Origin of the sequence: Streptomyces sp. NPDC006365 (genome assembly GCF_042870755.1) — a bacterium.
Classification (GTDB): domain Bacteria; phylum Actinomycetota; class Actinomycetes; order Streptomycetales; family Streptomycetaceae; genus Streptomyces; species Streptomyces xiangluensis.
This window is the reverse complement of sequence record NZ_JBIAHS010000001.1, coordinates 519,507-546,502: the sequence shown is the minus strand read 5'-3', so window position 1 is coordinate 546,502 and position 26,996 is coordinate 519,507. Positions and strand designations below refer to the sequence as shown.

The 26,996-nt window shown below is 70.1% G+C and carries 20 protein-coding genes and 1 pseudogene; 7 read left to right on the top strand and 14 right to left on the bottom strand.

All coding sequences use genetic code 11. The features are described 5' to 3' along the window. Positions 1-166 precede the first annotated feature (166 nt). Both ACFYO0_RS02500 and ACFYO0_RS02495 read left to right on the top strand, forming a co-directional pair. Positions 167-2,143: an RICIN domain-containing protein gene (locus ACFYO0_RS02500; protein WP_388669351.1), complete on the top strand. Its 1,977-nt coding sequence runs from the start codon at positions 167-169 to the stop codon at positions 2,141-2,143. Positions 2,144-2,190: 47 nt separating this feature from the next. Continuing rightward, positions 2,191-3,537 (top strand): glycoside hydrolase family 43 protein, encoded by a 1,347-nt coding sequence (locus tag ACFYO0_RS02495; RefSeq protein ID WP_388670816.1) that lies wholly within the window; start codon positions 2,191-2,193, stop codon positions 3,535-3,537. Positions 3,538-3,718: 181 nt separating this feature from the next. Here ACFYO0_RS02495 and ACFYO0_RS02490 read toward each other — a convergent pair whose 3' ends face one another. From ACFYO0_RS02490 to ACFYO0_RS02475, 4 genes are all read right to left on the bottom strand, one after another. Beyond that, positions 3,719-5,041, bottom strand: a complete 1,323-nt coding sequence (locus tag ACFYO0_RS02490; RefSeq protein ID WP_388669348.1) for an MDR family MFS transporter — start codon at positions 5,039-5,041, stop codon at positions 3,719-3,721. Then, positions 5,038-6,885, bottom strand: coding sequence for an ABC transporter permease subunit (locus tag ACFYO0_RS02485; protein ID WP_388669345.1), 1,848 nt, complete (start codon positions 6,883-6,885; stop codon positions 5,038-5,040). The genes ACFYO0_RS02490 and ACFYO0_RS02485 overlap by 4 nt, the downstream gene beginning before the upstream one ends. 12 nt (positions 6,886-6,897) lie before the next feature. Then, positions 6,898-8,391 carry an ABC transporter substrate-binding protein gene (locus tag ACFYO0_RS02480; protein WP_388669342.1) on the bottom strand — a complete coding sequence of 498 codons (1,494 nt, stop codon included), beginning with the start codon at positions 8,389-8,391 and terminating at the stop codon, positions 6,898-6,900. 71 nt (positions 8,392-8,462) lie between these two features. Continuing rightward, positions 8,463-8,996: a GNAT family N-acetyltransferase gene (locus ACFYO0_RS02475; protein WP_388669339.1), complete on the bottom strand. Its 534-nt coding sequence runs from the start codon at positions 8,994-8,996 to the stop codon at positions 8,463-8,465. A gap of 213 nt (positions 8,997-9,209) precedes the next feature. Here ACFYO0_RS02475 and ACFYO0_RS02470 point away from each other — a divergent pair, with 213 nt between their 5' ends. Further along, complete coding sequence (locus ACFYO0_RS02470) at positions 9,210-9,650, top strand: STAS domain-containing protein (RefSeq protein WP_388669336.1); 441 nt, start codon at positions 9,210-9,212, stop codon at positions 9,648-9,650. Here ACFYO0_RS02470 and ACFYO0_RS02465 read toward each other — a convergent pair. The 6 genes from ACFYO0_RS02465 to ACFYO0_RS02440 form a co-directional block, all read right to left on the bottom strand. After that, on the bottom strand, positions 9,571-11,538 hold the full coding sequence (locus ACFYO0_RS02465; protein WP_388669333.1) for a DUF2264 domain-containing protein: 1,968 nt from the start codon (positions 11,536-11,538) through the stop codon (positions 9,571-9,573). The genes ACFYO0_RS02470 and ACFYO0_RS02465 overlap by 80 nt on opposite strands. An 18-nt stretch (positions 11,539-11,556) precedes the next feature. Then, the gene (locus tag ACFYO0_RS02460; protein ID WP_388669330.1) at positions 11,557-12,624 is read right to left on the bottom strand and encodes a LacI family DNA-binding transcriptional regulator; all 1,068 of its coding nucleotides are present in this window, start codon (positions 12,622-12,624) and stop codon (positions 11,557-11,559) included. 55 nt (positions 12,625-12,679) lie between these two features. Then, positions 12,680-14,338, bottom strand: coding sequence for a sugar ABC transporter substrate-binding protein (locus ACFYO0_RS02455; protein ID WP_388669327.1), 1,659 nt, complete (start codon positions 14,336-14,338; stop codon positions 12,680-12,682). 222 nt (positions 14,339-14,560) lie between these two features. After that, positions 14,561-15,448 carry a carbohydrate ABC transporter permease gene (locus ACFYO0_RS02450; protein ID WP_388669324.1) on the bottom strand — a complete coding sequence of 296 codons (888 nt, stop codon included), beginning with the start codon at positions 15,446-15,448 and terminating at the stop codon, positions 14,561-14,563. Continuing rightward, positions 15,445-16,299, bottom strand: coding sequence for an ABC transporter permease (locus ACFYO0_RS02445; protein ID WP_388670814.1), 855 nt, complete (start codon positions 16,297-16,299; stop codon positions 15,445-15,447). Before ACFYO0_RS02445 ends, ACFYO0_RS02450 begins: the two co-directional genes overlap by 4 nt. A gap of 420 nt (positions 16,300-16,719) precedes the next feature. After that, positions 16,720-17,166: a subtilase-type protease inhibitor gene (locus ACFYO0_RS02440; RefSeq protein ID WP_388669322.1), complete on the bottom strand. Its 447-nt coding sequence runs from the start codon at positions 17,164-17,166 to the stop codon at positions 16,720-16,722. Positions 17,167-17,500: 334 nt separating this feature from the next. On the opposite strand from ACFYO0_RS02440, the gene ACFYO0_RS02435 reads away from it, so the two are divergent. Further along, positions 17,501-18,085: a hypothetical protein gene (locus ACFYO0_RS02435; RefSeq protein WP_388669320.1), complete on the top strand. Its 585-nt coding sequence runs from the start codon at positions 17,501-17,503 to the stop codon at positions 18,083-18,085. A 45-nt stretch (positions 18,086-18,130) separates the two neighbouring features. Here ACFYO0_RS02435 and ACFYO0_RS02430 read toward each other — a convergent pair whose 3' ends face one another. From ACFYO0_RS02430 to ACFYO0_RS02420, 3 genes are all read right to left on the bottom strand, one after another. Beyond that, positions 18,131-19,780 carry an RICIN domain-containing protein gene (locus ACFYO0_RS02430; protein WP_388669317.1) on the bottom strand — a complete coding sequence of 550 codons (1,650 nt, stop codon included), beginning with the start codon at positions 19,778-19,780 and terminating at the stop codon, positions 18,131-18,133. 348 nt (positions 19,781-20,128) lie between these two features. Further along, entirely contained in the window at positions 20,129-20,509 is a 381-nt protein-coding gene (locus tag ACFYO0_RS02425; RefSeq protein WP_344397278.1) for a toxin Doc, read from the bottom strand. A 3-nt stretch (positions 20,510-20,512) separates the two neighbouring features. After that, entirely contained in the window at positions 20,513-20,758 is a 246-nt protein-coding gene (locus tag ACFYO0_RS02420) for a hypothetical protein (protein ID WP_344397280.1), read from the bottom strand. A 199-nt stretch (positions 20,759-20,957) separates the two neighbouring features. On the opposite strand from ACFYO0_RS02420, the gene sigJ reads away from it, so the two are divergent. Together sigJ and ACFYO0_RS02410 are read left to right on the top strand one after the other, a co-directional pair. Continuing rightward, the gene (gene sigJ / locus ACFYO0_RS02415; protein ID WP_388669313.1) at positions 20,958-21,920 is read left to right on the top strand and encodes an RNA polymerase sigma factor SigJ; all 963 of its coding nucleotides are present in this window, start codon (positions 20,958-20,960) and stop codon (positions 21,918-21,920) included. After that, the gene (locus tag ACFYO0_RS02410; RefSeq protein WP_388669310.1) at positions 21,917-23,626 is read left to right on the top strand and encodes a cytochrome bc complex cytochrome b subunit; all 1,710 of its coding nucleotides are present in this window, start codon (positions 21,917-21,919) and stop codon (positions 23,624-23,626) included. The genes sigJ and ACFYO0_RS02410 overlap by 4 nt, the downstream gene beginning before the upstream one ends. On the opposite strand, the pseudogene ACFYO0_RS02405 reads toward ACFYO0_RS02410, so the two are convergent. Further along, a pseudogene (locus tag ACFYO0_RS02405) lies at positions 23,598-24,139 on the bottom strand (discoidin domain-containing protein); the annotation flags it as partial. The gene ACFYO0_RS02410 and the pseudogene ACFYO0_RS02405 sit on opposite strands and share 29 nt — an antisense overlap. A gap of 444 nt (positions 24,140-24,583) precedes the next feature. Between ACFYO0_RS02405 and ACFYO0_RS02400 the strand changes: the two are divergent. Continuing rightward, positions 24,584-26,989, top strand: coding sequence for a SpoIIE family protein phosphatase (locus tag ACFYO0_RS02400; RefSeq protein ID WP_388669307.1), 2,406 nt, complete (start codon positions 24,584-24,586; stop codon positions 26,987-26,989). The last annotated feature ends 7 nt before the right edge of the window (positions 26,990-26,996 follow it).

The following is a 26,996-nucleotide window of genomic DNA, read 5'->3' as shown; positions in this document are numbered from 1 at the left end:
ATACAAGGGCTCCGAAGTAGATCGAAACAGCGTGTGTCACATCCGTTGACATCCCCCTCACGCGACTCTACGTTCAGCGCGCTCGAACGTTCGGATTACCGACCTACGTTCGACATACCGACCACACCTCCCGGAGGCTCGCCCCCTCCCTCCGGAAAGGAGCCGCATGTTCCCCTCTCGGTTCAGATCCGCCGCCCTGAGAAAACTCTCCCTGGCGACCGTCGCGACGGTTGCCCTGCTCTTCGCCCAGCCGGGCCAGAGCCCCGCACCCGTGACTGAACTCGACGCCAAGCCCGCCGCAGTGACGAACCGTCAAATAGCTGTCCCGGAAGCCCCCATGGGCTGGGCCTCCTGGAACGCCTTCGCCGCGAAGGTGGACTACAACGTCATCAAGCAGCAGGTCGACGCCTTCGTGGCGGCGGGACTGCCCGAGGCCGGCTACGACTACATCAACATCGACGAGGGCTGGTGGCAGGGCACCCGCGACAGCGCGGGCAACATCACCATCGACGAGGCCGAGTGGCCCGGCGGCATGAAGGCCATCGCCGACTACATCCACAGCAAGGGCCTGAAGGCGGGCATCTACACCGACGCCGGCAAGGACGGCTGCGGCTACTACTTCCCCACCGGCCGCCCCGCCGCGCCCGGCAGTGGCAGCGAGGGCCACTACGAGCAGGACATGCTGGCCTTCTCCCAGTGGGGCTTCGACTTCGTCAAGGTCGACTGGTGCGGCGGTGACGCCGAGGGCCTCGACCCGAAGACGACTTACCAGGCGATCAGCGACGCTGTGGCCGAGGCGACCGCGACGACCGGCCGCCCGCTCGCCCTCTCCCTGTGCAACTGGGGCTACGAGAATCCCTGGAACTGGGCGCCCGGCATGGGCCCGATGTGGCGGACGAACACGGACATCTTCTTCCACGGCAACACACCGTCGTACAGCTCGGTCCTGACAGCCTTCGACCGCAACATCCACCCCACGGCCCAGCACACCGGCTACTACAACGACCCCGACATGATGGTCGTCGGGATGACGGGCCTCACCGCAGCCCAGAACCGCAGCCACATGAACCTGTGGGCGATCTCCGGCGCCCCGCTCCTCACCGGCCTCGACCTCACCACCATGACCACCGAGACGGCCAACACCCTCAAGAACCCCGAGGTCATCGCCGTCGACCAGGACACACGCGGCCTTCAGGGCGTCAAGGTCGCCGAGGACACCTCCGGCCTCCAGGTGTACGGCAAGGTCCTGTCCGGCACCGGCAACCGTGCCGTCGTCCTCCTCAACCGCACATCGACCACGCAGAACATGACCGTCCGCTGGTCCGACCTCGGTCTGACGAACGCCGCCGCGACGGTCAGGGACCTCTGGGCGCGGCAGAACGTGGGTACGCCCGGCACCAGTTACACCACCAGCGTCCCGGCGGGCGGCTCCGTGATGCTCACGGTCACCGGTGGCACCGAGCAGTCGAGCAGCACGTACAACGGCACGTCGGACTTCTCCGGCGTGGTCGCCGGGAGCACCGGCCTGAAGACCGTCGACGTCTCCTACACCAACACCACGTCCGCCGCCCGCGTCGGCACCCTCACGGTCAACGGCAGCCAGACCCCCACCAAGGTCTCCTTCCCGCCGACCGGCTCGACCCCGGGCAACATCTCTGTCCAGGTCGGTCTCTCCAAGGGCTCCACCAACACGATCGCCTTCTCCGGCGCCCCCACCCTCGAAGGCATCGTCGTACGACCGCTGCCGGGCGCGAACGGCACGCTCATCACCGGTACGGGCTCCGGCCGTTGCGCGGACATCAACGGCAACACCATCGTCAACGGCACCGACGCCCAGCTGTGGGACTGCAACGGCGGCCAGAACCAGGCGTGGACGTATAACACTTCCCGCAAACAACTGGTGGTGTACGGCAACAAGTGCCTCGACGCCTACAACCGCGGCACCACCAACGGCACCCGGGTCGTCATCTGGGACTGCAACGGCCAGACCAACCAGCAGTGGAACGTCAACAGCGACGGCACCATCACGAACGTCAATGCCGGGCTCTGCCTCGACGCGTACGGCGCGGCCACGGCCAACGGCACCAAGCTCGTGCTGTGGGCCTGTAACGGCCAGAACAATCAGAAGTGGAGCCTGACGTGACCAACGGACCCCTCTCCTCCGGCCCCTCCCGCCGTCTGTTCCTCGGTATGGCGGCGACCGTTCCCCTGGCCGCGACCGGCGCGCTGACCCTCGGCGCCGGGACCGCCCACGCCGCCGACTCGGCGTACGCCATGGTCTACTTCACCGAGTCCAACACCATGCTGGAGGCCGACTACGGCCTGCACCTGGCCGTCAGCACCGACGGCCTGCGCTGGACGCCGCTCAACCAGAACGCCCCCGTGGTCACCCCGACCGCCGGTGCCGGCGGACTGCGCGACCCCTTCGTGATGCGCAAGCAGGACGGCACCTTCGTCGTGCTGGCGACAGACCTGAGCGGCACCGACTGGACCCGCAACAGCGTCAACATCCACATCTGGGACTCGACCGACCTGCGGACCTTCACCGGCTACCGGCTGCTGAAGCTGCACGACATGACCAACACCCACAGCTGGGCGCCGGAAGCCTACTGGGACGCCTCGCGCGGCCAGTACGGGATCCTCTACTCGTCGGTGAACAGCAGCGGCCACAACGTCATCATGGTCAGCTACACGACCGACTTCCGGACGACGACGAACCCCCAGGTCTTCTTCGACCCCGGCTACGACATCATCGACGGCAACCTCACCATCGGTGTGAACGGCGTCAACTACCTGTACTACAAGAGGGACCAGAAGCTCGTCGGAGCGCGGTCGACCTCCCTGAGCCCCGGCAGCTTCACCCCGTTCAGCACCCCGGTCGCGCACGGCGGCACCGAGGCGCCGACGGTCGTGAAGTCGCTGACGTCCAACGCCTGGTACCTGTGGGGCGACACCTACTCACCCAACGGCGTCTTCTACGTCTGGCAGTCCACCGACCTCGCGTCCGGCACCTGGACGGCACTCGACCAGAAGCTCTACACCCAGCCGCTCAACTCCAAGCACTGCGGCATCCACCCGATCACCTCGACCGAGTACACCAACCTGCTCGCGAAGTGGGGCGCGCCCACCTGGAACCGGCTCAAGTCATACAACTACCCGGCCCGTTACGTCCGGCACAGCGGCTTCGCCGGCCGGATCGACGAGTACCCCTTCGACCCGTTCCCGGACTCCCAGTGGAAGCTGGTGCCCGGCCTGGCCGACTCCTCCGGCATCTCCTTCCAGTCCGTCAACTACCCCACCCGCTACCTACGGCACTACAGCTACAACCTGCGCCTGGACGCGAACGACGGCACGTCGTCGTTCGCCGCGGACGCCACCTTCGTACGAACGGCCGGGCTCGCGGACTCCTCCTGGGCGTCCTTCCGTTCGTACAACCTCCCGACCCGCTACATCAGGCACAGCGGGTTCGCGCTGCGGATCGACCCGGTCTCGACGGCGACGGAACGGGCGGACGCGACGTTCCAGGTCGGCTACTGACGCCTGGCCGCCGCTGACCTGTTCACATTCCACCGTACGGCGCCCATCGTGGCCGTATGCGCAGGTCTGTGGCGGCTGTGGGCGGTTCGCTCCTCGTTCCCGCCTTGCGAGCCATATGGTCGTTCGCCAAGTGGTACGAGGAGCCCGAACTGCTGGCCCGCCTCGGTGCCGAGTGCGAGCGTTACCGTCGGGCGGTGCCCGGCTGGTGTCCCAGGGTGCGGCCCCGGCGCGCCGGCTGCGGGCGACGAGGCAGCAGGGCGACGGACGCCACGGGGATCGCGGCGAGGACCAGCCAGGGCACGGCGGGTGGCAGGCCCACGTCGAGCAGTGAGCCGGTGCCCGCGCTGCCGATCAGGACGATCAGTCCGGACACGGAGGACAGGGCACCCATGTAGAGGCCGAGGCGCCCGTCCTCGGCGAGATCCGGCACCCAGGCGCGGGCGGCGGGCGCGACGAGCATCTGGCCGAGCGTGAGCAGCACGACGAAGCCCGCCGCGGGCAGCAGCCCGGCGTTGCCCGTCCACCCGGCGGGCCGCGCCGCGGCCACCACCGCGAACCCGGCGGCGATCAGCAACAGCCCCGCGGCCATGGACCGGCGCAGGTCGAGCCGGTCCCCGGCCCAGCGGGTGAGGGGCAGTTGGGCGGTCACGACGAGCAGCGAGGACAGCGCGAACAGCCACGCCAGCGGCGCCTGCGAGCCCGCCGCCCGCTCCACCTCGTCGGGGAGGATCAGATACAGCTGGTTGTACGCCAGCAAGTAGGCGCCGTACGCACAACACAGCGCCAGGAAGCGGCGGTTGCCCACCAGTACGCGGGCTCCGCCCTTGACCGCGACCCGTTGCCGCCCCGGGATGTGCTGGGGCAGCAGCCGGAGATGCCCGGCCAGGACGAGGACGAAGACGCCCGCTCCCGCGAGGCACGCCACCCGGAAGTCCACCGCGAGCAGCAGCGCACCGAGGAACGGTCCGACGAACGCCCCGGCCTGCCCGGCCACGGTGAACAGCGCGAGCACGCTCGTACGAGGGCCACCGCCCGCCTCCTCCCACACCACGGCCTGGCGGGCGACCTCCGACTCGACGGCCGGGGAGAACAACGCGGCGGCGAAACCGATCAGCAGGACGGCCCCGATGACCGCCCAGGTCCGGTCCGCGTACCCGAGCCAGGCGAACCCGGCGATGCGCAGGGCACAGCCGGCGAGCACCACGGGTCGTACGCCGTAGCGGTCGGCCAGCGCGCCGCCCACCACGAACAGGCCCTGCTGGCTGAAGGTCCTCAGGCCCAGGACGAGTCCGACCATCCAGCCCGCCATGCCGATAGCGGTGCCCAGGTGTTCGGCGAGGAAGGGCAGAACGGCGTAGAAGCCGACGTTGAAGGCGAGTTGAGTGAGAATCAGCAGGCGCAGCAACGGGTTCAGCCGGCTCCAGGTGCGTAGGCGCGAAGCACCGGCGGCGGCAGCGGTCTGCCGGTCCGCCGCCTTGGCCTGTTCGGTCGGCTGCCGGGTCATCGGGACTCCTTCGGAGCGGTCGTGGCGTGCTGCTGTGCGGCGGGCGCGGATCGGGGGACGGCGAGGGTGGTCGGCGGCTGCGTGGCGACGGGCTTCGCGAAACGTCGGCGTCGGCGTCGCGGTCGGCCGGGCCACCGCACCCCTCCCCCGGCCGTCACCGCCACCGCGCCCAGCAGGGCGAGCACGGCGGCCGGGGCCAGGACGGCCCACGGGGCGCGTTCGACGTACGGCTGGTTCTCGGCGAGGAGCAACCCCCATTCAGGAGACGGTGGTTGGGCTCCCAGACCGAGGAAGCCGAGGGCCGCGAGGGCGAGGGCCACGCCCGGCAGGCGCAGGAGTGCGTGGCGTACGACCGGGGGCAGGACGGCGGGGAGGAGTTCGTGGCGAAGGAGGTAGGACGGGCCCGCGCCGAGCCCGCGGGTCGCGGTCAAGTGGGTGGTGGCGCGCTCCTGTTGGAGCAGTGCCGAGGTGTGGGCGGCGAGCGGCGACCAGGCGACGGCGGTCACGGCGAGGGCCGGGGTCCAGCGCCCGCTCCCCGCGACCGAGGCGACCAGGAGTCCCGCGAGGACCGGCGGTACGGCGTTGACCGTGTCGAGCAGCGGTCCGGAGAAGCGCGGCAGCAGCCCGAGTACGACCCCCAGCACCAGCGCCGCCGCGCTCACCGCGATGGCCAGGGCCAGCGTGTCCAGCGCACCGTGCCCCACCCGGGCCAGCACATCGCGGCCGAGCGCGTCCGTGCCGAAGGGGTGGGCCCAGGACGGCGATTGGAGCCGTGCCGTGGTGTCCAGCTCCAGCGGGTCCCGAGTCAGACCGAGCGCGATGACGGCGAGCAGCAGCGCGCCGTAGAGGAGGGGAAGTGTCGTGGGACGCGGCGGCGTCGGGCGGTGCAGCGAGGAGAGCGCGCCGTCGCGCAGGGCCGGTCCGACGAGCAGCCGTGCCGCGAGCCGGGCGAGGCCTCCGGCTGCTGCCGCGAGCAGGACGAGAGCGAGGGTTCCGGCCTGGAGTACGGGCAGGTCCTGTGCCACCGCGGCCTGCAGGCTCAGCCGTCCGAGCCCGGGGATGTCGAAGATCTGCTCCACGGCGACCGCGCCGCCGGTCAGGCCGACGACGAACAGGCCGACGTTCGGCAGCAGTCCGGGCACACAACGGCGCAGTGCCTGCCGGGCCACGCTGCGGCCGTGGACACCGCGGGCGGCGGCCGCCAGCGCCCAGGGTTCGGCGAAGGCGCCGGGCAGCATGTCGTCGAGCAGCCGCCCGAGCAGCGCGCCCGCGGGCAGGCCCAGCGACAGCGCGGGCAGCACCATCCACTGGGGCCCGTACCAGCCGAGCGCGGGCAGCCAGCCGAGTTGTACGCCGACGACGGCGGCCAGCACGGACGCGGTCAGGAAGTCGGGCAGCGTGGACAGGAACGCCGAGCCGGTACCTCCGGACGGACGCCCGGCGAGTTCTCGCCGCGCGCCGAGCCTCAGCGTCCGGGCGCACACCGCGCCCGCCGTCACCACCGCGACGGCCAGCGCCCCGGCCATCAGCAGCAGTGAGACCCCGAGCGCCTGCAGGACCGCCGGCGTGACCTCCGCTCCGGAGATCCACGACCGGCCCGCGTCACCGCGCAGCAACGCGCCGAGCCAGCTCCCGAGCAGCGGCAACGGGCCCGCATCCAGGCCGAGTTGAGAGCGAACCGCCTCCAGCGCCTCGGGCGTGGGGTCGCGTTCCGCGGACCGCGCCTTGAGCACGGTGAGCGCCGGATCGGTGCGCGACAGCCACGGCAGAAGCCCGACCCCGCACAGCAGCGCACCGACGAGTACGGCACGCCACAGCGGCACGAGCCCCCGTACGACAGTCACGTCCCCCGCCCGTCAGCGCCGCGTCCCGACCCCGACGAGAGCACGCTCGTACGGGTCGAGCTGCACACCGCTCACCTCGGCGCGCACACCGGTGATGATCCGCTGATGGACGAGCGGCACCATCGCGTCCGTGCCGAGGACGGCCGCCTCCGCGGCCATCGACGCGTCCTGCCGCTCGGCGGTGTCCGTGATCGACTCCGCCGTGGCGACGGCCTTGTCGACCGTCTTGTCGCACAGCAGGGCCAGGTTGTAACCGCCGTCGCAGGTGTAGTCGCCGGCGAGGATGGAGACGGGGTCGCCGGTGTCGAGCATGGTGTTGCGCGCGGAGACGACCGCGTCGAACTTTCCGGCCAGGGCGTCGCTTTCGAGGCGTGCGTACTCGCGCACCTCCAACTCGACCTTGAATCCGGCCCGTTCGAGTTGCTGCTTGAGCACCTGGGCGGCCTCGGGCAGTTCGGGCCGGTTGTCGTACGTCGCCACAGTGACCGAAGTCCCGTCCGCGTCCCCCGCGCCGGCCCGGCCGGAGGGCTTCACCCGCTTTTCGGCCGCCCAGGTCAGGGCGGGCCCGTAGATTCCGGCGCCGGGATCGGCGTACCCCTCGTACACGCCCTTGGCGAAGGCGGATGTGTCGATCGCCTCGCGGGCCGCGGCCCGGACCTTCGGGTCCTTGAAGGGGCCGGACTCCGTGTTGAGCAGCAGGCTCGTGGTGCGTGTGGTGGCCGTGTCGCGGCGGGTCGCCTTGTCCAGCGAGGCGGCCTGCGAGACCGGGACGGCCTCGGCGATGTCAGTCTCGCCGGTGCGCAGCGCGTTCGTACGGGCCGTGCCGTCGGCGATGAACCTCGCGTCGATACCGGAGGCCTGCGCCCGGCCGCCCCAGTAGTCGTCGAAGCGGTTCAGGGTGGCCGCGGTGGTGCCGGTGACCTTGGTGAGCTGGAAGGGCCCGGTGGCGGTGCCGACCGGACTTACGGCGTCCTTCTTCGCGTACGCCTTGGCCGACAGCACGGCCAGCGCAGGGCTCGACAGACGCAGTGGCAGTACGGGATCCGGGTCGGCGGTGGTCACTCGTACCCGTCCGCTGTCCGCGGCCTCGGCGGTCAGCTCGACCCCGGACAGCGCGGGGGTCACGGGCTTCGCCCGGGTGGCGTGGGCGAGGGAGGCGGCGACGGCCTTCGGGGTGACCTCGGTGCCGTCCTGGAAGGTGGCCTCGCGGAGGGTGAACAGCCAACTCCGGTCGTTCTCACGGCTCCACGAATCGGCGAGCGCGGGGACCGCCGTGCCGTTGGCGTCGAGGCGGGTCAGCCCCTCGGTGACGCCGAGGCGGCTGAGGAGGGTGGCGTCGGCGCCGTACGGGGAGTAGTTCTCGGCGGGCGGGAAGGCGAGCGCGACCCGCAGCCGGGAGCCGTGCGAGGTGTCGGAGGCTTCCCCGCCCCCGGAAGCGAAGCAGCCGGTGAGCAGAGGAGTGAGCAGCAGGCCGGCGAGGAACCGACGGCGAGACGGAGAGCGCATGGTCTCTTTCTTGGTGGGGCTTCGTGGAGCTTCCTGGGGGAGGATGCCGGTGGGTGCGAAGGGCGGGTCCGTCAGAGCAGCGGGACCTCGAAGTGCATGACGCTCTTGCCGCCGCCGGGTTCCGCGCGCTCGTCGAGCAGCACCTTGCCGCGCGAGCGCCAGAACGCCTCGGCGCCCGGCACCGACGGGTCCGTGTGCAGATAGACGGCGCGGTAGCTGCCGTCCTTCGCCGCGAAGTTCAGCAGCTCGTCCACCAACTGCCGGGCCAGGCCGCGCCGTCGGTGCTCGGGACGTACGTACACGCGGCGCAGCTGGGCGGTCTCTCCCGAGGGGTAACGCTCGGCCAGATGCCGCGGGTTGGGCGGATGGGCCGGTCCGCGGGAGTCGAGCGCGCCGGTCGCGACGACCGTGCCGTCCTGCTCGTCGACCGCGACGAGCAGGGTGTGCCGGGCGGGTGCGACATAGGCGTGCGCGAGGTCGACGATGTCGCGATGCCACCGCGGTACGTACCCGGTGCCGAGGTCGCGGTAGACGGTGTCGAGCATGACGGACCGCGCGCCGTCCAGGTCGTCGGAGGTTGCCGTTCTTATGCAGTAGTCACGCACCTGCACATCATATGCATTAAGATCCTGGCGTTCCGCTGGGGGCGCGATCCGCGGCTGGCCTGTAACCTGACCCTCAAAGTCAATGGTCACGCCCGAGATTCATCAGTTCGAGTGAGATTGGATCTTACGGTCGGCGTGGCGGGGATGGCTCCTGGCCCACCGGGGTAGCTGCCTGGATCAAGTGCGCCCTCCCCTGCACGAGGTGGAGCCGACATGCCGCCGGAAGCCGATGACCGAGCCGCCGCACTGCCCGAGGGCAGTGCGGTGCACTACTCCGGTCTACCCGCGGTGAATGCGTATGCCCACAGCCGGGTGAGCGGTCCGTTCACCGTGGTCGTGGTGCGCGGCGAGATCGACATGGCTGCGACCGACGACCTGACCGAGCACTTGGACGCCGCCACCTCCCGTCCCGTGCCGCAGGTCCTGGTGGACCTGCGGTTCGTCGACTTCCTCGACTGCTCGGGCCTGCGGGCGCTGTGCCGGGCCGAGCGCCGCGCGAAGGAGCGCGGCGGCAGCCTTCGACTCGTCTCCGATCAACCCCGCATCCACCGGCTGTTGCGCGTCTCGGGACTCCTCAGCCGCTTCCCGCCGCTTGCGGAACTTCCTCCTGAGTGCCGTCCGGAAAGCGGACCAGGACCCCGCCCTCAGGAGTGACCTGGGTGCCCGCCCGTGCGCTCAACTCCTCTGGATCACAGGGCAGTTCGGGGTCAGCACTGAGGACGATGAGGGTGACGAGGAGGTGGGTGCCGCCCGGGTGGGCGGGCAGCCGGAGACAAGGGGTGGCCGAGTACTCGCCATAGGCGTTGGCGCCCCGGGCCCGAGCAACCGCGCCTTCGGACGCCCCCCAGCCACGCAGCGCGACGATCGCGCTCGTCAGCCCGTCCCCCGGCCGTCGCGCCAGCGCCCAGCCGTCCCCCGTGGCCTCCTCCAGCGGCCCGCTGTCGTCGGCCACGGCCCACCCCCCTTCGCGTACGACCGCTCCGCGCGGCCCTTCGACGCGATGGACCCGTATCTCCCAGGGACCGTGCGCCACGCTGGTCGTCTCGATGCGATGCCCCTCGTCGGTGTCCGGGAGGACGGCGCGGTGCCAGGACGCCGCGTGCCGTCCGCTCGCGCCGAGGGGATGGATCCGGCCCCGCCGGGAGGCCGCCGTGCCGTCGGCCGTGAGGAGCGCGATGTGGTTGTCGGGGCCGAGAGTGGGATCGTCCGGCGGAGTGTCGGGGGCCGCCACGCTCGCGTACGCGAGCTTCGCGTAGTGCGGGCTGTCGTCGGCCTCGGCCGGAGGCGGGGGCAGGCGGTCGCTGCCGTGGTTGACCAGCCGTACGATGCCGTCGGCCGCCGTCGAGTGCAGCAGCCAGCCGGGGGCGGGCAGCGCCAGCGTCGCGTCGGCGGTGTCCACCGGGCCGGGCTCCTCGGGCGCCGTCCACACGGGATGGTCGGCGGGCAGCAGCAGCCCGAGAAACGCCTTGCTCGCCCAGTACGGCGACGCGGGCCCGGAGTACCGTTGGGTGACCGGGAGAAAGGGCCGGTACCAGCCCAGGCTCAACAGCCCCCGCTCGTCGGGCACTTGACGCTCAGCGAAGTGCTTCAGCGCCCCGGAGGCGAGGCGCCGGGTGCGGCCCGGCGGCAGCGGGGTGGCGTCGGCGAGCGCTCCGGCCCACAGCGGGGCGACCGTCGCGAAGCGGTACGTCAGCGACCGGCCCTGGTGGACGGGCGCGCCGTCGGAGCCGAAGAAGTACTGGTACACGCCGAGGAATTCACGCAGGCGGGAGCGGTGGGCGCTGACCAGGGCCGGGTCCGCACGCGGTCCGGCCATCCGGGCCCACAGGACCGGATACAGGTGCAGGGCCCAGGCGTTGTAGTAGTCGAATTTGCGGCCGTCCCCGTCGGTGTACCAGCCGCCGCCCCGGTACCAGTCCTCCAGGCGCGCGAGCCCTCCGTCGATGTCGGCCCGGCTGTGCGGGGCGCCCACGGAGGCGAGGAACTCCTCCGTGATGACTTGGAAGAGCCGCCAGTTGGAGTCGTTCGCCCGGGCTCCGACGAAGCCGCCGAGCCAGTCGGCCACGCGCCGGCGTACCGGGTCGTCGAGCTTGTCCCAGATCCAGGGGCGGCTCTCGTGCAGGGCGATCGCGATGGAGGCGGCCTCGACCATCGGCTGCGCCCGGTCGGTGATGGGCGGCCAGCGGTCGGCGCCGTCCGGGTCGGTGCCCGCGGCGAGCCCGGCCGCGTACCGCTCGATCAGGGCTTCGGAGACCTGTCCGCCGGAGCCGGCGATCCGGAAGGCGGCGAGCAGGAATGAGCGCGCGTATCCCTCAAGGCCGTCCGACCAGTCTCCGGAGTGGCTGACCCGGCCGGGCAGCCGGTAGTGCGCCAACTCCCTTGACGCGTACGGCAGCAGACCGTCCAGAAGGCGGTCGGCGATCGTTTCCCAGTGCGCGCGGGTCCAGCCGGTGACAGGCGAGCCGGCGGGGTCGAACGAGGGCAGTTGTGGAAGGTGGGGAAGGTGCGTCGGGTCGGGAAGCGACACATGCGGCGCGGTCATACGGGGGCGGATCCTCCGTTACTTGGGGGCGCGCCCCGGCGGGGGCGGCGAGACGCTGTCGCGTACGACGATGTGGGTGCCGAGCAGATGGTGGGCGCCCGCGGCGTGCTCGGGGTCGCGCAGGGCGATGCGCACGGCGGCCCGGCCGAGTTCCTCGGCGGGGGTGCGCACGGTGGTGAGCGGTGGGCTGAAGTCCTCGGCGAGCGGGATGTCGTTGTAGCCGACGACGGAGATGTCGTCGGGCACCCGCAGCCCGGCGTCGGCGATGGCCCGCAGGGCGCCGGCGGCGACCATGTCGTCTCCGGCGAACACGGCGGTGAACTCCCCTGTGTCCCCTGTGCTCTTGAGGAGTTCGGTCATCGCACGATGGCCCGCCGCCCGCCCGAGACCGCAGTCGACGACATGCGCGGCCCCGGGCGGCAGTCCGTGCTCGGCGAGCGCGGCGCGGTATCCGGCGACGCGCGCGTCGAGGGCCGTGTTGCCGGGCAGCCCGCCCAGGAAGGCGATGCGACGGTGGCCCGCGGACAGCAGATGGCCGGTGATGGCACGGGCTCCGGCCTCATTGTCGAACTCGACGACCAGCGCGGGGATGTCGGGGTCGGGCGCGGGCCGCCCGCACAGCACGAGCCGCGCTCCGGACGAGTCGAGGGCGTGCGCGTAGTGCGCCACCCGCTCCCGGTAGGCGTCGTCCTCGACGACCCCGCCGACCAGGATCACCAGCCGGGCGCCCTCCTCGCGCATGAGCTGCACGAAGTCCATCTCCCGCTGTGGATCCCCCGCTGTGGCGCCGACCAGGCAGAGCCAGCCGCGCTCGGCCGCCTCCGCCTCGACTCCCTCGGCGACCTGCGCGTAGAAGGGGCTGGTCACCTGGCGCAGCACGACAGCGACCATCTTGCGACCGCCGCCGACCAGGGCGCGGGCGTGTGCGTTGGCGACATAGTCGAGCGCCTGTGCCGCGCGCATCACCCTGGTGCGGGTGGCCGACGGGACCGGGTAGTTGCCGCTGAGCACCCGCGAGACCGTGGCCACGGACACGCCCGCCCGCTCGGCCACCTCCCGGATCGTGACCCGCCCCTTTGCCGCCATGTCGTTCCCCGTTCCTCTGTTTCACTTCGCCCGCGACCGGTCGGTCCCTGCCGCCTCATGTATTGGCGGCATAGTCCTCGGCGAATTCCTCGGCCATTCTGTCGCCACCTCGCTGACGCCATGTCTTGACCGCCGCGTCCCACTCGGACAGCGGCTTGCGTCCGGCGATGATCCCGGTGGCGGTGTCCTTGAGGAGTGTTTCGAGGGTGGTGCCCTGGGAGGTGTGTGTCCGGGACTGGAGTCCGTACGAGGCATTGCGGATGGCGTGCGGGACGGTCTTCGCCTGCCAGGCGTGCAGGGCCTTCACCGCGTCGGGCATGCCGGGTACGAACAGCGCCTGCGGCCCTTCGGCGAGGTACTTCAGCGGCAGGTTGGTGTTGTTCTCGACCTGGCCGAGGTCGTTGGGCTCGGGCGAGCCGTCCTTGGCCCGGGTGAAGTGGGTGCCCTCCAGGCCGTAGTGGACGAGTTCCCACTCCTTGCTGCCGAACGGCGCCGCGAGATAGTCGAGTACGCGCAGCAGCAGCTGGATACGCTCCTTCTTCGCCTTCTTGAGGATGGTGTAGCCGAACGAGCGGCGTGCCCCGACTATGCCCCCCGGCGCCCCGCCCACGCTGTACGGAAAGGCCGGCGCCGGTGTGAACTCCCGGCCCTTCTCAAGGAATTTGGGGAGGTATCCGCCGAAACCGTCCTGTATGGAGCCGACGGTCCCGTTGTAGTAGAGGTCGATCATCTCGGGCTGTGCGCTCGAGGTCGCGTCAGGGTGGTAGGAGCCCGCCTTGCGCAGCCGGAGCTGGAAGTCGAGCATCTGCTTGTAGCGCTCGTCGGCCGCGGACGGGACGAATGTACCGTCTTTCTTCACCGACCAGCCCCGTGCGTGGACGCCGTGCGCCGCGGAGTGGAAACCGTCGCCGAACACGGACCCTTCCGCCGCCCCGAGGGCGTACTTCTTCCCGCCCGTGCCCTTCTTGGCGACCGCCGCGAAGTCCTGGTCCGTCCAGCCTTCCCTCATCCCGGCGGCCCCGAAGGACTCCTGGTTGAGCCAGAGCGTGGAGCCGGGCAGCGGACGTTCCAGGGGGATGCCGTAGATGCGCCCACCGATGCGGCCCATGTCGCGCCAGGCGTGGGTGGGGATGTTCGCCAGGTTCGGGTAGTCCGCGACCGCGTCGCCGGAGAGGAACGGTGTGAGGTCCTCGGCGCGACGCTGCACGAACTGGGCCTCGCGCGGCAGCACGAACCCGGAGAAGATGTTGATGATGTCAGGGAGTTCACCCGGGTCGCCGGCCATCACCGTGGCCATCTTCTTCTGGTAGTCGGGCTGCGAGATGATCGTGTACTCGATCTTCACGCCGAGAGCCTTCTCCACGGCCCGCCAGAACCGGTTCTCCCCCCGCCCCTTCGGCGGCACGCCGAAGCTGATGGTCATCACCTTGACCGTGGAGCCGTCCCCGGGGGTGCGGGATACCGACTTCGCCAGGTCGGACGGATAGGAGGTGTAGCCGGGCTGGACTCCCTCCGCGGTCGGCGCGAGGTCTGGCTTGGGCCCTGCGAAGGCCTTGTACGTGGGCCAGGGCGCCAGCTTCTTGCCCGCGTTGGAGACCCCGTCGTCGCCGGACTCCGTGGAGCAGGCGGTCAGGGTGGCCGGAGCGGCGAGCGCGAGACTGCCCACGGCGGCGGTGCGCATCAGGGCACGGCGGGACAGCGGGGTACCGGACATGCGTGTTCTCCCAGCTCTTGATGACTGGCTCTTGATGACTGGCTCTGGACGGCCGGCTCTTGATGGACGGCCAGGTGGACCGGGTGAAGTGAGGTGCAGTGCAGAGCGCCCCGCAAGGGGCGCGGGTCTGTGTCAATATGCGGCTCCGCCGCGCGGGCACGACCAGCCACGGCCGGCCCGCAGCCGAAATACCGCAGCCGGAGCGCCGCACCAGCAAGGCGCTCAACTCTTGATCGCGCCGGTGAGTACGCCCTTGGTGAAGTACTTCTGCAGGAAGGGGTAGACGAGCAGGATCGGCACGGTGGCGATCACCAGGACCGCCATCTGCACGGTCTGCGGGGCGTTGACGGTGCCTTCGCTCGTGGCGGTGTCGGTGAGGTCCGTACCGGCCACCACGTAGGTACGCAGCACCTGTTGGAGCGGCCAGTGGTCGCTCTCCAGGTAGAGGGAGGCGTAGAACCAGGAGTTCCAGTACGCCACCGCGTAGAACAGGCCGACGACCGCGAGTGCCGCCTTCGACAGCGGAAGCACGACCGACCACAGCACGCGCCAGTCCCCCGCCCCGTCGAGGCGTGCGGCCTCGTACAACTCCTCGGGGATGCCCTGGAAGAAGCCGCGCAGGACGACCAGGTTGAAGACGTTCACCAGCACCGGCAGGACCAGCGAGGAGTACGAGTCGAGCAGGCCGAGCTCCTTGACGACCAGGAAGCCGGGGATCATGCCCGGCGGGAAGAGGAAGGTGAACAGCACCAGCAGCAGCACGGGTTTGCCGCCGAAGACGCCGGGGCGGGACAGTGCGTAGGCGAGGGTCACCGTGCAGGCGAGGCTGAGCAGGGTGCCGACGACGGTCACTCCCGCGCTCACGCCGAGGGCGTGGGTGACGATGCCGCCGTCGAGGATGTCCTGGTACGCCTTGAAAGTCGGCTCCTGCGGCCACAGCACCCAGCCGCCGCCCTCGACCACCTCGCGCTGCGAGGCCAGCGAGGTCGACACGATGACCAGGAAGGGCACGCAGACCAGCAGGACGACGGCTGCGAGGGCCACCGCCTTGGCGGCCTGGGTGAGCGGCTTCGGCTTCTCCATCCAGCCGGGCCGGACGTGGGCGCTCACTTGTAGACCCCCTGTTCGCCGAGGCGATGGGCGACCTTGTTGGCCGCGTAGACGAACAGGGCACCGATGACGCCCTTGAACAGGCCTGCTGCCGCGGCGAATCCGTAGTCGCCGCCGACGATGCCCTGGTAATAGACGAAGGTGTCGATGATCTCGGCCGCTTCGGGGCCGACCGCGTCGCGCTGCAGCAGCATCTGCTCGAAGCCGACGGAGAGGATGTCGCCGAGCCGCATGATGAGCAGCAGGACGATCACCGGGCGGATCGCGGGCAGTGTGACGTGCCAGAAGCGCCGCCAGGGTCCGGCGCCGTCGATGGCGGCGGCCTCGTACTGCTGCTCGTCGACCTGGGAGAGCGCGGCGAGGAAGATGATCGTGCCCCAGCCGGCGTCCTTCCAGATCACCTGCGCGACGGTGAGCGGTTTGAAGGCGTCCGGGTTGCCGATGATGTCGACGGTGCTCAGTCCGGCGTCGCCGAGGTAGCTGTTCACCAGGCCGGTGTCGCCGAGGACTTGCTGGAACAGGGCGACGACGATCACCCATGAGATGAAGTGCGGCAGATACGCCACCGACTGCACGAACCGCCGGACGGTGCTCCAGGTGAGGGTGTGCAGGAGCAGGGCGAGCGCGAGCGGGACGGGGAAGTAGAAGACGATCTGCAGGACCGCGATCCAGAGGGTATTGAGGACCGCGTCCCAGAACGCTGTGTCCTGGAACATCCGCTGGAAGTTCTCCAGGCCGACCCAGGGACTGCCCCAGATGCCGTCGAACGGCACGTAGTCCTTGAACGCGATGACGTTGCCCACCAGCGCGCCGTAGTGGAACACAAGGAAGTACACGAGCCCGGGCAGCATCAGCAGGAACAAGGTCCGGCTTCTGCGGGCGTGGAAACCTTTTCGCTTCGTAGGCGCTTCAGGCGGACGACGGCGAGAAGGGCTCACCGCTTCCTTGCCCGTGCGCTCCCGCAACACCGCGGCCACGGAGCCTCCTCACCTCTGGCTGTCGGGTGCGGAGAAAATTAAAACGTTTCCAACACGGGGTCAACACTTCTGACACAGCTGACTGTTGGGACTTGGGGCGGCTTGCGCCCCGACCTGCGTTGATCCCTGAAAACGTTTTAGGTCGTGGGCGCCATGAATGCCGGGGGCCGGCAGGACGGCCCCACTCCGTCCCTGCCGACCCCCGGGTGAGATCGCGTGACTTCCGCGACAGGGCCGCACTCCCCAGCTACGGGCCCCGGTCGAGGTTCGCGGGCGGCACGCGATCCCGGTCTCTCAGAACGCGAAGACGGCTCTCCCCTGAGAGCTGTTCTTCACGCACTCGTTCGCGAAGGTGCGCTCGTAGGAGACGCGGCGGCCCTGCCAGACGCCGTCGACCGTGACGACCACGGGTCGGTACTCGCGGGTGCACATGCCCTCGCCTCTACCGGCCAGGGTGTCGAAGTTCCCGCCGGACGCGCGCAGTTGGACGCAGGCGCGGGCAGCGTCCGGGTGCGTGCCCGAGGCGGCGGGCGCACAGGTCAAAGTGACCGCGCGATCCGGGGCGGCAGTGGCCGCGCTCTCACCTCGGCCCACGGTGAGCACGAGGGCCGAGGGGGCGTAGAGGGTGGACGGGGCGGGCTCGGGGGCGGCGTGGGCGGCTCCGGCGAGGGATCCGCAGACAGCGGTGACGGCGGTGGCCGTCAGGGTGAGGGTCGCTGCCCAGCGCGCGGTGTTCGGCATTGTGTGCATCCTTCCGCTTGGGTGGCGTTCCGGATCGTTTGCGTTCCGGAACATTCGGGTGCCGGTTCCTGTGTGCCGGACCGGCGAGCGCGAGTCTGCCGAGTCCGCGGCGGAAACACACGTCCACCCCACTCGTTTCAGTAACGTTGTGTATTGAATCAGTGGCGTGAAGTGACGGAACTTGAGCACGCCGAGCCCGCAACTGAGCGGAGGCCATGGCACGGAAGGCGCACTCTGGCCGGATTCGCACCGCTCAGCAATAGGCCGGAAACATTCCGCTTCCAGCAGAAGCGGAACCCTTGCCTTCACTGAGCAGCAGAGTAAGGCTCATTACATGATTACAACGGAGCAGCACGAGAAACTGCGCGGGTGGTTCGTCGGACGGCTGCCCGACGATCTCTTCGAGAGCCTCAGCGAGGTGACGGTCGACCGCGAGGAGATCACCGTCATCGGCCGCATAGGCGAGCCCCGGCTCGCCGAGGGCACCTCGGACGCCGAGAAGGAGGCGGCCGTCGAGTCCCGTGTCCAGGAGTTCAGGGAGCGCACCCGCGACGACCGGGTCGCGGTGGCCCGCGAGGCCGAGCACCGCTTCCGCAAGAAGGTCTCGTGGGGCGTGGAGTGCGGGGGCGAGCGCGCCCTGTTCACCCATGTCGCCGCCCCCGTCATGACCCGGCTGCGGCAGCCCCAGCGGCAGGTTCTGGACACCCTGATCGCCGCCGGTGTCGCCCGCAGCCGCAGCGACGCACTCGCCTGGTGCGTACGGCTCGTCGAACGCCACGCGGACGACTGGCTCACAGAACTGAGGGACTCCCTGGAACACGTCCAGCGAGTCCGGGCACAGGGACCGGACGCCGAGAGCACCGAGGACGGCGAAGCCGAGCCCGAGGACACACCACGCGACGAACAGACCGAGAACTGACCCGAGTCGGCCGGGCGAGCTGAGGCGCCCGGCCAGGCGGAGCCCTCAGTCCAAGTCGCTCACCGGTTCCGCCACCGACAAGGACTCCGGGCTCGCCGAGGACGTGCTGCCGTCCGTGCGCCAGCGTTGTTCGTCCGTCCTGTCGCGGATCTTGACGACCACGTCCGAGTCCGGGTCCTTGGCGGCAGGGGCGACCGCGAGGTCTTCCTGCCAGCGCGGCAGCAACTCCCCCTGGACCGTGAGGTCGTAGCGGACGTCGTCGCCCCGCTTGGAGCCCGCGGAGGCGCAGCTGCCGAGGACGACCACGCCGGCATCCACGTGGGAGTCCACGCACAGGTCGGGGTTCGCGACGCTGCGCAGCAGTCCGTCCTCCTCGTAGGACCACTGCTGGGTCCCAGCGGAGGAGCACGCCGCCAGCTTGAGCGAGGCACCGGACTGCGCCTTGCCCCCCTTGATGTCCAGGCAGAGGTCCGCGGCGACATTGCGCAGCCGGGTCTGCACGGGAGGCGTGGGCACTGCGGGCGGCGGGGACGTCGACCCGGCGGGCGGCGCCTGGGGACCGGGAGTGGCGCTCTGTCCGGGGCCGGGAGTGCCGGAGGCGGAAGGGTCACCGCCGTCGTCCTGCGGCCACAGGGTGGTGATCAGTACGGTCGCAAGCAGCGCCCCGGAGAGCACACCCGCCCCGGTGAGCAGGGCCTTTGAGTTCCCCTGGCCCTGAGCGGCCCTTCGGCCCCCGCCGGGGAACTGGGGCAGCACGCGCCCGCGATGACGGCCGCCGCCCTGCCGTCTGCTGCCGGAACGGCTCGGCCGCGTTCCGGACTGGCCCCGTCCCGGGCGGGAGTCGAGATAGCGGCGGGCGCCCCAGCCGAGCACCGATTCGGCGAGCAGCACACCGAGACTGCCCTGAGAGCCCTCGAAATGGCTGAGCTGCTCGGCCGCGTAACGGCAGAAGCGGCACTCCAACAGATGCTGCTGGACATCGGGGAGCAGGGTGCCGCCGCGCCGAATCGGGACGTCCAGGAGACGGTTGTAGTAGCGGCAATCCTTGTTCGGCGCGAGTTCGCGGTGGGCGCGTACGCAGCCCTGGCGGAATTGCTCCCGTGCCTGGTCCAGAGCGGCCGACGCGGTGTCGGGATCCATACCCAACAGACCAGCAGGTACGGATATGTGCTCTGCCTCGACCTCGGTGTGCCAGAGGATGCACTGGGCCAGTCCCGGGAGAGCCTGGAAAGAACGTTCGGCGAGCTTGCGATTTTCCGGCGTCATCGACTTCGTGGCGCGCATACCACGGCCTCCGGCGGGTTTCCGGAGTTCCGGCAGAACGCCGGATATGCGGTCCGCGGCGGACCAGGCCCGGACCGTGTCCCGCACGGTCACCAGCAGGTGGGGGCGCAGCGCGGCGGCGGACTCGGCTCGTTTGAGGCGGTCGAGGGCCTGTTGAAAGGCGGCCGCGGTGACCATGGAGGCGACGCTCGCCGAGGTGGCCAGGCAGATGACCGCGTAGTCGTACGCCGGCTGCCAGTGCCGCGCCATCAGCAGCGCGACGGACTGGGCGAGTTCGCCCTCCGGCTGCGCCCGCAGGAGAGCGGCGAGGCTCTCGTCCGACTCCCCGGGAGCGGCGGCACCCCCGGGAGCGGGAACGGCGAGGCCGGGGCGCGGGGGATATGTGGGACGAGGCGGGTGGGGGGTGTGCACTGAGCGGGGTCCTTCCAAGGCACAAGATGGCACACAGAAGTTCTGGCCGCCGAAAAGGTGCTCCTGTTGGTGCATACCTTTCTGGCTTGGTGCATGGAAAGCGGCCGGCGGGTGGCCCGGTCGAGTCGTCGGCCGACCGCCTTTTGAGCAAAACCGGCAGAACTAAAACTCGAGCATCGAATCAGACCCGGCCATTAGCCATGTACGAGGAAGTTCACCCTTGCACAAATCCCTCACGGCCAACAAGCCACTCGGGCGACTTGCGCAACATCCGACCTCTGAAGGAAAGTCAAGTTCGCTCCGGCCAAGTCGCCCCGCCGTAAGGGCTTTTGAAAATCAAGTGCAACTTCAGATCTGCCAGGAGCGCAGCCGGTCGGCCGCGCCGAAGACGTCCGCCTTGCCGGACATCAGGTCGCGCGCGAGGTCGACGAGGGCACCGTAGGGCGGGTCGATGCCGACGCCGCTGACGAACATGTACGAGACCGCCGTCGCGCAGGCGAAGCGGGCGTTGGCTGACGGCAGCGGCTTGAGCATGGCCAGGGTGTGCAGCAGCGCGGCGGCGCGCCAGGCCGGGTCCGAGTCCACGCCGAGCCGCGGCGGGTCCACGCGGTGCCGGGCCACGGCAGCCACGAGCGCGGAGAAGTCGTTCACCGTGGGCTGGTCGGGCAGGACCTCTTCGTGGCGCTGGAGCAGCCACGGCACGTCGATATGAATGACTGGGGCGGCCATGACTCAGGCGGCCCGCCCCTCGCCTGTGCCGGGTGGTTCGTCGTCGGGAAAAGCAGCGGCGAACTCATCGGCGTGCGCCGCGAAGAACCGGCGGAATACGTCAGCACCCTCCTGCAACGCGCGGTGCCGCACAATGTCGGCCGCCGCCGCCTCACGTACCAGGGCCTTCATCGACGTACCGCGCTCCTTGGCGATCTGCCGCAGATCCTCGAGCTCGCGCTCGCTGAACTCCACGTTGAGAGCTGGCATGCCCTCACGGTACCGCGCAGGTACTTACTCGTAAATAGCCCCAGGTCAAGTGCTGCTCAGGGCGGTACCGAGCAGGTGCGGGCGAATACACTCCCCGGCTCGTACGAGCTGAGACGTACGTCACTCACCCCCGCCGGATGTCACACTCCGGGCCCCTGTGGCCCTCGAAGTAGTGAGGCGCGCTACGGGAGGCACAGGCATGTCCAGAAGTCCGGCAGCGGATCCGGCAACACACTCGCGGCCCGATGAGGCCCTGAACACGGCGACCCGTCTGTTCATGGACCATCGCGAGCTGCTGTTTGCGATCGTCTACAACATGCTCGGCAGTGTCGCCGACACCGAGGACGTACTGCAGGAGACCTGGCTGTCCTGGTCCGGCAGCCGCAGCCGGTCACCGCACAAGGAGATCGGCAATCCGCGCGCGTATCTCGTCCGCATCGCGGTGAACCACGCGCTGAAGCGGCGGGCCGTGATCAGCCGGCGACGCGAGACGTACGTCGGCCCTTGGCTGCCCGAGCCGCTCCTCACCCAGGCCACGGACGAGCCGCCCCCGGACGCCGCCGACCCCGCCCTGCGCGCCGAGTCCGTGTCGATGGCGATGCTGGTGGTACTGGAGTCACTGTCCCCGCTGGAGCGGGCGGTGTTCGTCCTGGGCGAGGTGTTCGGCTACGCCCACACCGAGATCGCGGACGTCCTCGACCGCAGTCCCGCCGCCGTGCGCCAGCTCGCGCACCGCGCCCGGCAGCATGTGCACGCCCGGCGCCCGCTGTACGAGGCGCATCCGCGGGTGCGCAGGGAGGCGACCGAGCGGTTCGTGCAGGCCGCGCTCGGCGGTGACATCGGTGCGCTGATGGAGATCCTCGCGCCGGACGTCACGGTGTGGTCGGACGGCGGCGGCAAGAGGCGCGCGGCGCTCAGGCCGGTGCGGGGCAGGGACAAGGCCGTGCGGCTCCTCACGGCGCAGGCAGGGCGGGGCGGGGCGCGGCTGGACATCACATACCGGCGCGTCAACGGTGACGACTCCGTGGTGTTCTTCGACGGCACGTCCCCGTTCGCCGTGATGGTCATGGACCTCACGCCGGAGGGCGACCGGGTCAGCGGCGTCTACATCGTCTTCAACCCCGACAAGCTCACGCACGTACGCAAGGACGATGACGTATGACCACGTACGAGAAGGCACCCTCGCGCCGGTCCGCGGCCGAGGAGGCGTCCTCGGGGCAGCGTGTGGCCGACTGGGTCGACGGCCGTCTGGGCATCCACAGCCTCGGCAGGAAGTATTTGCGCAAGGTGTTCCCGGACCACTGGTCGTTCCTGCTCGGGGAGATCTGTCTGTGGAGCTTCGTCGTACTGATCCTCACGGGCGTCTATCTGACGCTGTTCTTCCATCCGTCCATGAACGAGGTGACGTACCACGGCAGTTACGTCCCGCTGAAGGGTGTGCGGATGTCGGAGGCGTACGCCTCGACGCTGGACATCAGCTTCGACGTACGGGGCGGACTGCTGATCCGGCAGATCCATCACTGGGCCGCGCTGATCTTTGTCGCCGGGATGCTGATGCACATGATGCGGCACTTCTTCACGGGCTCGTTCCGCAAACCCCGTGAGATCAACTGGCTGTTCGGCTGGACGCTGTTGTTCCTCGGCCTGTTCGAGGGGCTCTTCGGCTACTCGCTGCCGGACGATCTGCTGTCCGGCACCGGGCTGCGGTTCCTGGACGGCGCGATCCTGTCCGTGCCGGTCATCGGGACGTATCTGTCGTTCTTCCTGTTCGGCGGCGAGTTCCCCGGAGACGACATCGTCGCCCGCCTCTACTCCCTGCACATCCTGGTGGTCCCCGGCATCATGGCGGCCCTGGTGGTGGCCCATCTGATCCTGGTCTTCTACCACAAGCACACCCAGTTCCCGGGGCCCGGGAAGACCGAACGGAACGTCGTGGGCGCCCCGTTCATGCCGGTGTACATGGCGAAGGCAGGCGGGTTCTTCTTCCTGGTGTTCGGGGTGATCGCGCTGATCGCGGCCATCGCGACGATCAACCCCGTCTGGGCGTACGGGCCTTACCGCGCCGACCAGGTGTCCACTGGAGCCCAGCCGGACTGGTATCTGGGCTTCGCGGAGGGTCTGGTGCGCATCATGCCGGGCTGGGAGATCAATATGGCGGGCCATACGCTGGTCCTGGGCGTGCTGATCCCGATCGTCGTCTTCCCCCTCCTCCTCGTCTTCATCGGTGCCTATCCGTTCCTGGAGTCCTGGATCACCGGCGACAAACGCGAGCACCATCTGCTGGACCGCCCGCGCAACCGACCGGTCCGTACCTCCATCGGCACGGCCTGGATCAGCGTCTACCTGATCCTGCTCGCGGCCGGCGGCAACGACATCGTGGCCACCCGTTTCCATCTGTCGATCAACACGGTCACCTGGGCGGCCCGCATCGCGCTGTTCGTCGTCCCCGTCCTGGTCTTCATCGCCACCCGGCGCATCTGTCTCGGGCTGCAACGCCGGGACCGCGACCTGGTGTTGCACGGTCGCGAGACCGGCGTCGTCAAGCGCCTGCCGCACGGCGAGTTCGTCGAGGTGCACCAGCCGCTCTCCCCCGCCGAACTGCACACGCTGACCCAGCACGAGCAGCCCCGGCCCCTCGAGACGGGCCCGGCACACGACGCGAACGGCGTGCCGAACCCCAACGGCTCGAAGGGGCGGCTGCGGGCTCTCCTGTCCCGTGGTCTGTACGGCGGCGGATCGCAGGTGGCGAAGCCGACGGCCGAGGAGTACCGCGAGGCTCATCCAGAGGAGGAGGCCGAGGTGGTCAAGGTGGCCGAGGAGCCCCGGGAAGCCCGCGCGGTCAGCGAGGCGGGGCCTCCAGACGGCTGATCCACTGGGGCGCCCCGGGCCTCGCCCGGGTGGCGGCTCGTCATGGTGAGCCGGACCCGGCTGCCGCGTATCGCACCGAAGGTGATCGCCGTCGGCGCGTCGGACTCGGTGGCCCAGTCGATCTTCTCGGCTCCCGTAGCGGCGGCCCTCCCAGTACGCCACCTCGACCGTGGCGGGCAGGGTGTGCGTGGCGTCGGCGGTGAAGGAGACCTCGATACGGTCCAGGGTGTCGGTACGTCCCCAGTCGACGCGGACCCAGTCCTCCTCGCGGGTGCCGTTGAAGGCGGGCAACAGGGCGGTGGCCTCCTTGTGGAAGGCGTTGGACCAGCCAGTCGCCGGGGCGCCGTCGAGCATCGCAAAGGGCAGGGTGTCCGGTCGGCCCGAGTAACTGGCGTCCGCCCCAGGGTGGTTCGGGACGTCCGGACCCGGGTCGGGCTCGAACTCCGGCGCCGGGGTGAGGACCTTCGTACTCGCGGGCGTGGTGCGTGAGGTGAGGGTGGCGCTCCGCAGACCTGCGAGCGGGTCCGGACCTGAGGCGTCCCGCCTTCATACCGGAGCGGAGTCTCGCGGCACCCGACTCGTTGACGACTCCCGTCTCCACCCGTAAGAGTGCGCGCCCCTTCTCGATCTCGGACGTGGTCACATCCGTGCCCCAGCGCCCCTGCGCGTCACCGTCATGGCGTGTCTTTCCCTTCGTCAAGGGCTCAGAAAGACTCACAACTGCTCGCGATCAAACAGATTTTGACGGTCTGACACTCTGGACCGTCAAGACTCCGGCAGGCCTCTTCTGTCCGTCACGTCACATCGGCCGGAAACCCTCCCGGTGACGGACGGGCCCAGGGGCGACGGTCGGTGCCGGGGTGTCTGAGGCGGTGTGCGGACCGCGGGCACGGACTAGGCTGGGACCCAAGTGACGCATCTGATCACTGCCAGTGTCCGTAATGGAGTGTGGCGACGATGAGGAGCCACGACGACACACCGCCCGACGGTCCGGACTACCCCTTCGACGAGACCGCCACGGCACGGGCCGTCCTCGACGGGGACGGAATCATCGTCGAGTGGAACGAGGGCGCCCGTCGCCTGCTCGGCCATGCCCCGGCCGATGTCCTCGGCCGGCCCGCCGCGGATCTGCTGGCCCCGGGGGCCGAGGCGGCGCGCCCCGAGCTGACGAGCAACCGCTGGAGCGGAGAGCTCGCGCTTCGCCATCGCGACGGGAGCCTCCGGGACGTATGGCTGCTCGCGCACCGGCGACTGCCCGAGCGCGGCGACCGCAGCGAATGGCTCCTCGTGACGCCCCTCGACGGCACGGACCCGCTGCCCGACGGCGATCCCCTGACGAACGCTGTCCTGGAACAGTCCCCCTGTGCCACGGCGATCTACGACGAGCGGCTGCGGCTGCGCAGGATCAACGAGGCGATGGCCGACACGATCGGCCTCCCGGAGGAACGGATCCGCGGGCTCCGGCTCCCCGAGATCGGCGGCAAGCCGCAGAGCGAGGACCTGGAGCGGCATCTGATCCGGGTGCTGCTGTCCGGGCAGCCCGAGGATGTGCAGACGTACATGCGGGTGGGCGACGTCCGTGAGCCGCACGCCTGGCTGGCGCGGATCGCGCCGCTCATGGACTCCGAGAGCAGGGTGTGCGGCGTCTGTCTGACCGCCCACGACTTCACCGAGCAGTACCTGGCCCGTGAACGTCTCCAACTCGTCAACGAGGCGAGTATCCGCATCGGCTCCACCCTCGACGTCAGACGCACGGCCCAGGAGCTGGCCGACGTGTGCGTGCCCGCGCTCGCCGACTTCGTCAGCGTCGACCTGATGGATCCGGAGGACCAGGGCGGCGATCCCGGACGGTTGTCCGCCCCCGTCAGCCTGCGCCGTGCCGCGCACCGGTCGGTGAACCCGGGCAACCCGGAGGCGGTGGTCAAGCCGGGCCAGGTCGATGTCTACCCGGCGTCCTCGCCGCAGGCCGACTCCCTGCTGGCGGGCCGGCCCATCGTGGCCTCGGACCTCGCGTCCACGCTGTCGGAATGGCTCGCCTGGGACCGGCCGCGCTTCGAGCACGCCAAGGAGTACGGCATCCACTCGACGATGTCGGTCCCGATGCAGGCCCGCGGCGCTCCCCTCGGCGTCGTGGTCTTCACCCGGTTCCGGCGGCCCGAGTCCTTCACGCCCGACGACGTCCTGCTGGCCGAGGAGGTCACAGCCAGGGCGGCCGTCTGCATCGACAACGCCCGCCGCTATTCCCGCGAACGCGCGACCGCGCTCGCCCTGCAGCGCAGCCTGCTGCCCCGGACGCTGCCGCGCACGGCCGCCCTGGAAGCGGCCTCCCGCTATCTGCCCGCGGCCCGGGCCGGGGTCGGCGGCGACTGGTTCGACGTGATCCCGCTGTCGGGCATGCGGGCCGCCATGGTCGTCGGGGACGTCGTCGGCCACGGTATCCAGGCCTCGGCCACGATGGGGCGGCTACGGACCGCCGTCCGCACCCTCGCCGACATCGACCTGGCTCCGGACGAGCTGCTGACCCACCTCGACGACCTAGTCCTCAGGCTGTCCACCGAGGCCGGCAGCGACGGCACGACGGGCGAGGTGGGCGCCACCTGCCTGTACGCGGTGTACGACCCGGTCAGCCGCCGCTGCACCCTCGCGCGGGCAGGGCACCCGCCGCCGGTGATGCTGCCGCCGGACGGCCCGCCGCGGGAGATCCACATACCGCCGGGGCCCCCGCTCGGCCTCGGCGGGCTGCCGTTCGAGTCCATCGAGCTCACGCTCGCCGAAGGGACAGTGCTCGCCCTCTACACCGACGGTCTGATCGAGAGCCGCGAGCGGGACATCGACGTCAGTCACCGGATGCTGTGCCAGGCGCTGGCCCGCCCGTCGAGCTCCCTGGACGACACCTGCCACCATGTCCTCCAGTCGCTGCTCCCGCCGAGGGGCGTCGCCGACGACGTGGCCCTGCTTCTCGCCCGCACGCGCGGACTTCCGGCTTCCCGGGTCGCGACCTGGGACATCCCGGCCGACCCCGCCCTCGTCGCTCCGATCCGCAAGCAGGTCGTCCAGCAGCTGGACACCTGGGACCTGGACGAGGCGGTGTTCACGACGGAGCTCGTGGTGAGCGAACTCGTCACCAACGCCATCCGGTACGGCGAGCGCCCCATCCGGCTGCGCCTCATCCACGATGCCGGCACGCTGATCTGCGAGGTGTCGGACGCCAGCCACACGGCCCCGCATCTGCGGCGCGCCAAGATCTTCGACGAGGGCGGTCGCGGACTGCTCCTGGTCGCCCAGCTCACCCAGCGGTGGGGCAGCCGGCACACGCCCGAGGGGAAGACGATCTGGGCGGAGCTGACCATGGACGAGGACTGACCGTACG

Excerpts from the sequence above, each read along its gene's own strand:
- ACFYO0_RS02410 (WP_388669310.1), top strand. The coding sequence starts at position 21,917 with ATGACCACGTACGAGAAGGCACCCTCGCGCCGGTCCGCGGCCGAGGAG.
- ACFYO0_RS02495 (WP_388670816.1), top strand. The coding sequence starts at position 2,191 with ATGGCGGCGACCGTTCCCCTGGCCGCGACCGGCGCGCTGACCCTCGGC.
- sigJ (WP_388669313.1), top strand. The coding sequence starts at position 20,958 with ATGTCCAGAAGTCCGGCAGCGGATCCGGCAACACACTCGCGGCCCGAT.
- ACFYO0_RS02400 (WP_388669307.1), top strand. The coding sequence starts at position 24,584 with ATGAGGAGCCACGACGACACACCGCCCGACGGTCCGGACTACCCCTTC.
- ACFYO0_RS02465 (WP_388669333.1), bottom strand. The coding sequence starts at position 11,538 with ATGACCGCGCCGCATGTGTCGCTTCCCGACCCGACGCACCTTCCCCAC.
- ACFYO0_RS02480 (WP_388669342.1), bottom strand. The coding sequence starts at position 8,391 with ATGCGCTCTCCGTCTCGCCGTCGGTTCCTCGCCGGCCTGCTGCTCACT.
- ACFYO0_RS02455 (WP_388669327.1), bottom strand. The coding sequence starts at position 14,338 with ATGTCCGGTACCCCGCTGTCCCGCCGTGCCCTGATGCGCACCGCCGCC.
- ACFYO0_RS02460 (WP_388669330.1), bottom strand. The coding sequence starts at position 12,624 with ATGGCGGCAAAGGGGCGGGTCACGATCCGGGAGGTGGCCGAGCGGGCG.
- ACFYO0_RS02425 (WP_344397278.1), bottom strand. The coding sequence starts at position 20,509 with ATGGCCGCCCCAGTCATTCATATCGACGTGCCGTGGCTGCTCCAGCGC.
- ACFYO0_RS02500 (WP_388669351.1), top strand. The coding sequence starts at position 167 with ATGTTCCCCTCTCGGTTCAGATCCGCCGCCCTGAGAAAACTCTCCCTG.
- ACFYO0_RS02445 (WP_388670814.1), bottom strand. The coding sequence starts at position 16,299 with ATGCTGCCCGGGCTCGTGTACTTCCTTGTGTTCCACTACGGCGCGCTG.
- ACFYO0_RS02435 (WP_388669320.1), top strand. The coding sequence starts at position 17,501 with ATGATTACAACGGAGCAGCACGAGAAACTGCGCGGGTGGTTCGTCGGA.
- ACFYO0_RS02440 (WP_388669322.1), bottom strand. The coding sequence starts at position 17,166 with ATGCCGAACACCGCGCGCTGGGCAGCGACCCTCACCCTGACGGCCACC.
- ACFYO0_RS02420 (WP_344397280.1), bottom strand. The coding sequence starts at position 20,758 with ATGCCAGCTCTCAACGTGGAGTTCAGCGAGCGCGAGCTCGAGGATCTG.
- ACFYO0_RS02490 (WP_388669348.1), bottom strand. The coding sequence starts at position 5,041 with ATGACCCGGCAGCCGACCGAACAGGCCAAGGCGGCGGACCGGCAGACC.
- ACFYO0_RS02470 (WP_388669336.1), top strand. The coding sequence starts at position 9,210 with ATGCCGCCGGAAGCCGATGACCGAGCCGCCGCACTGCCCGAGGGCAGT.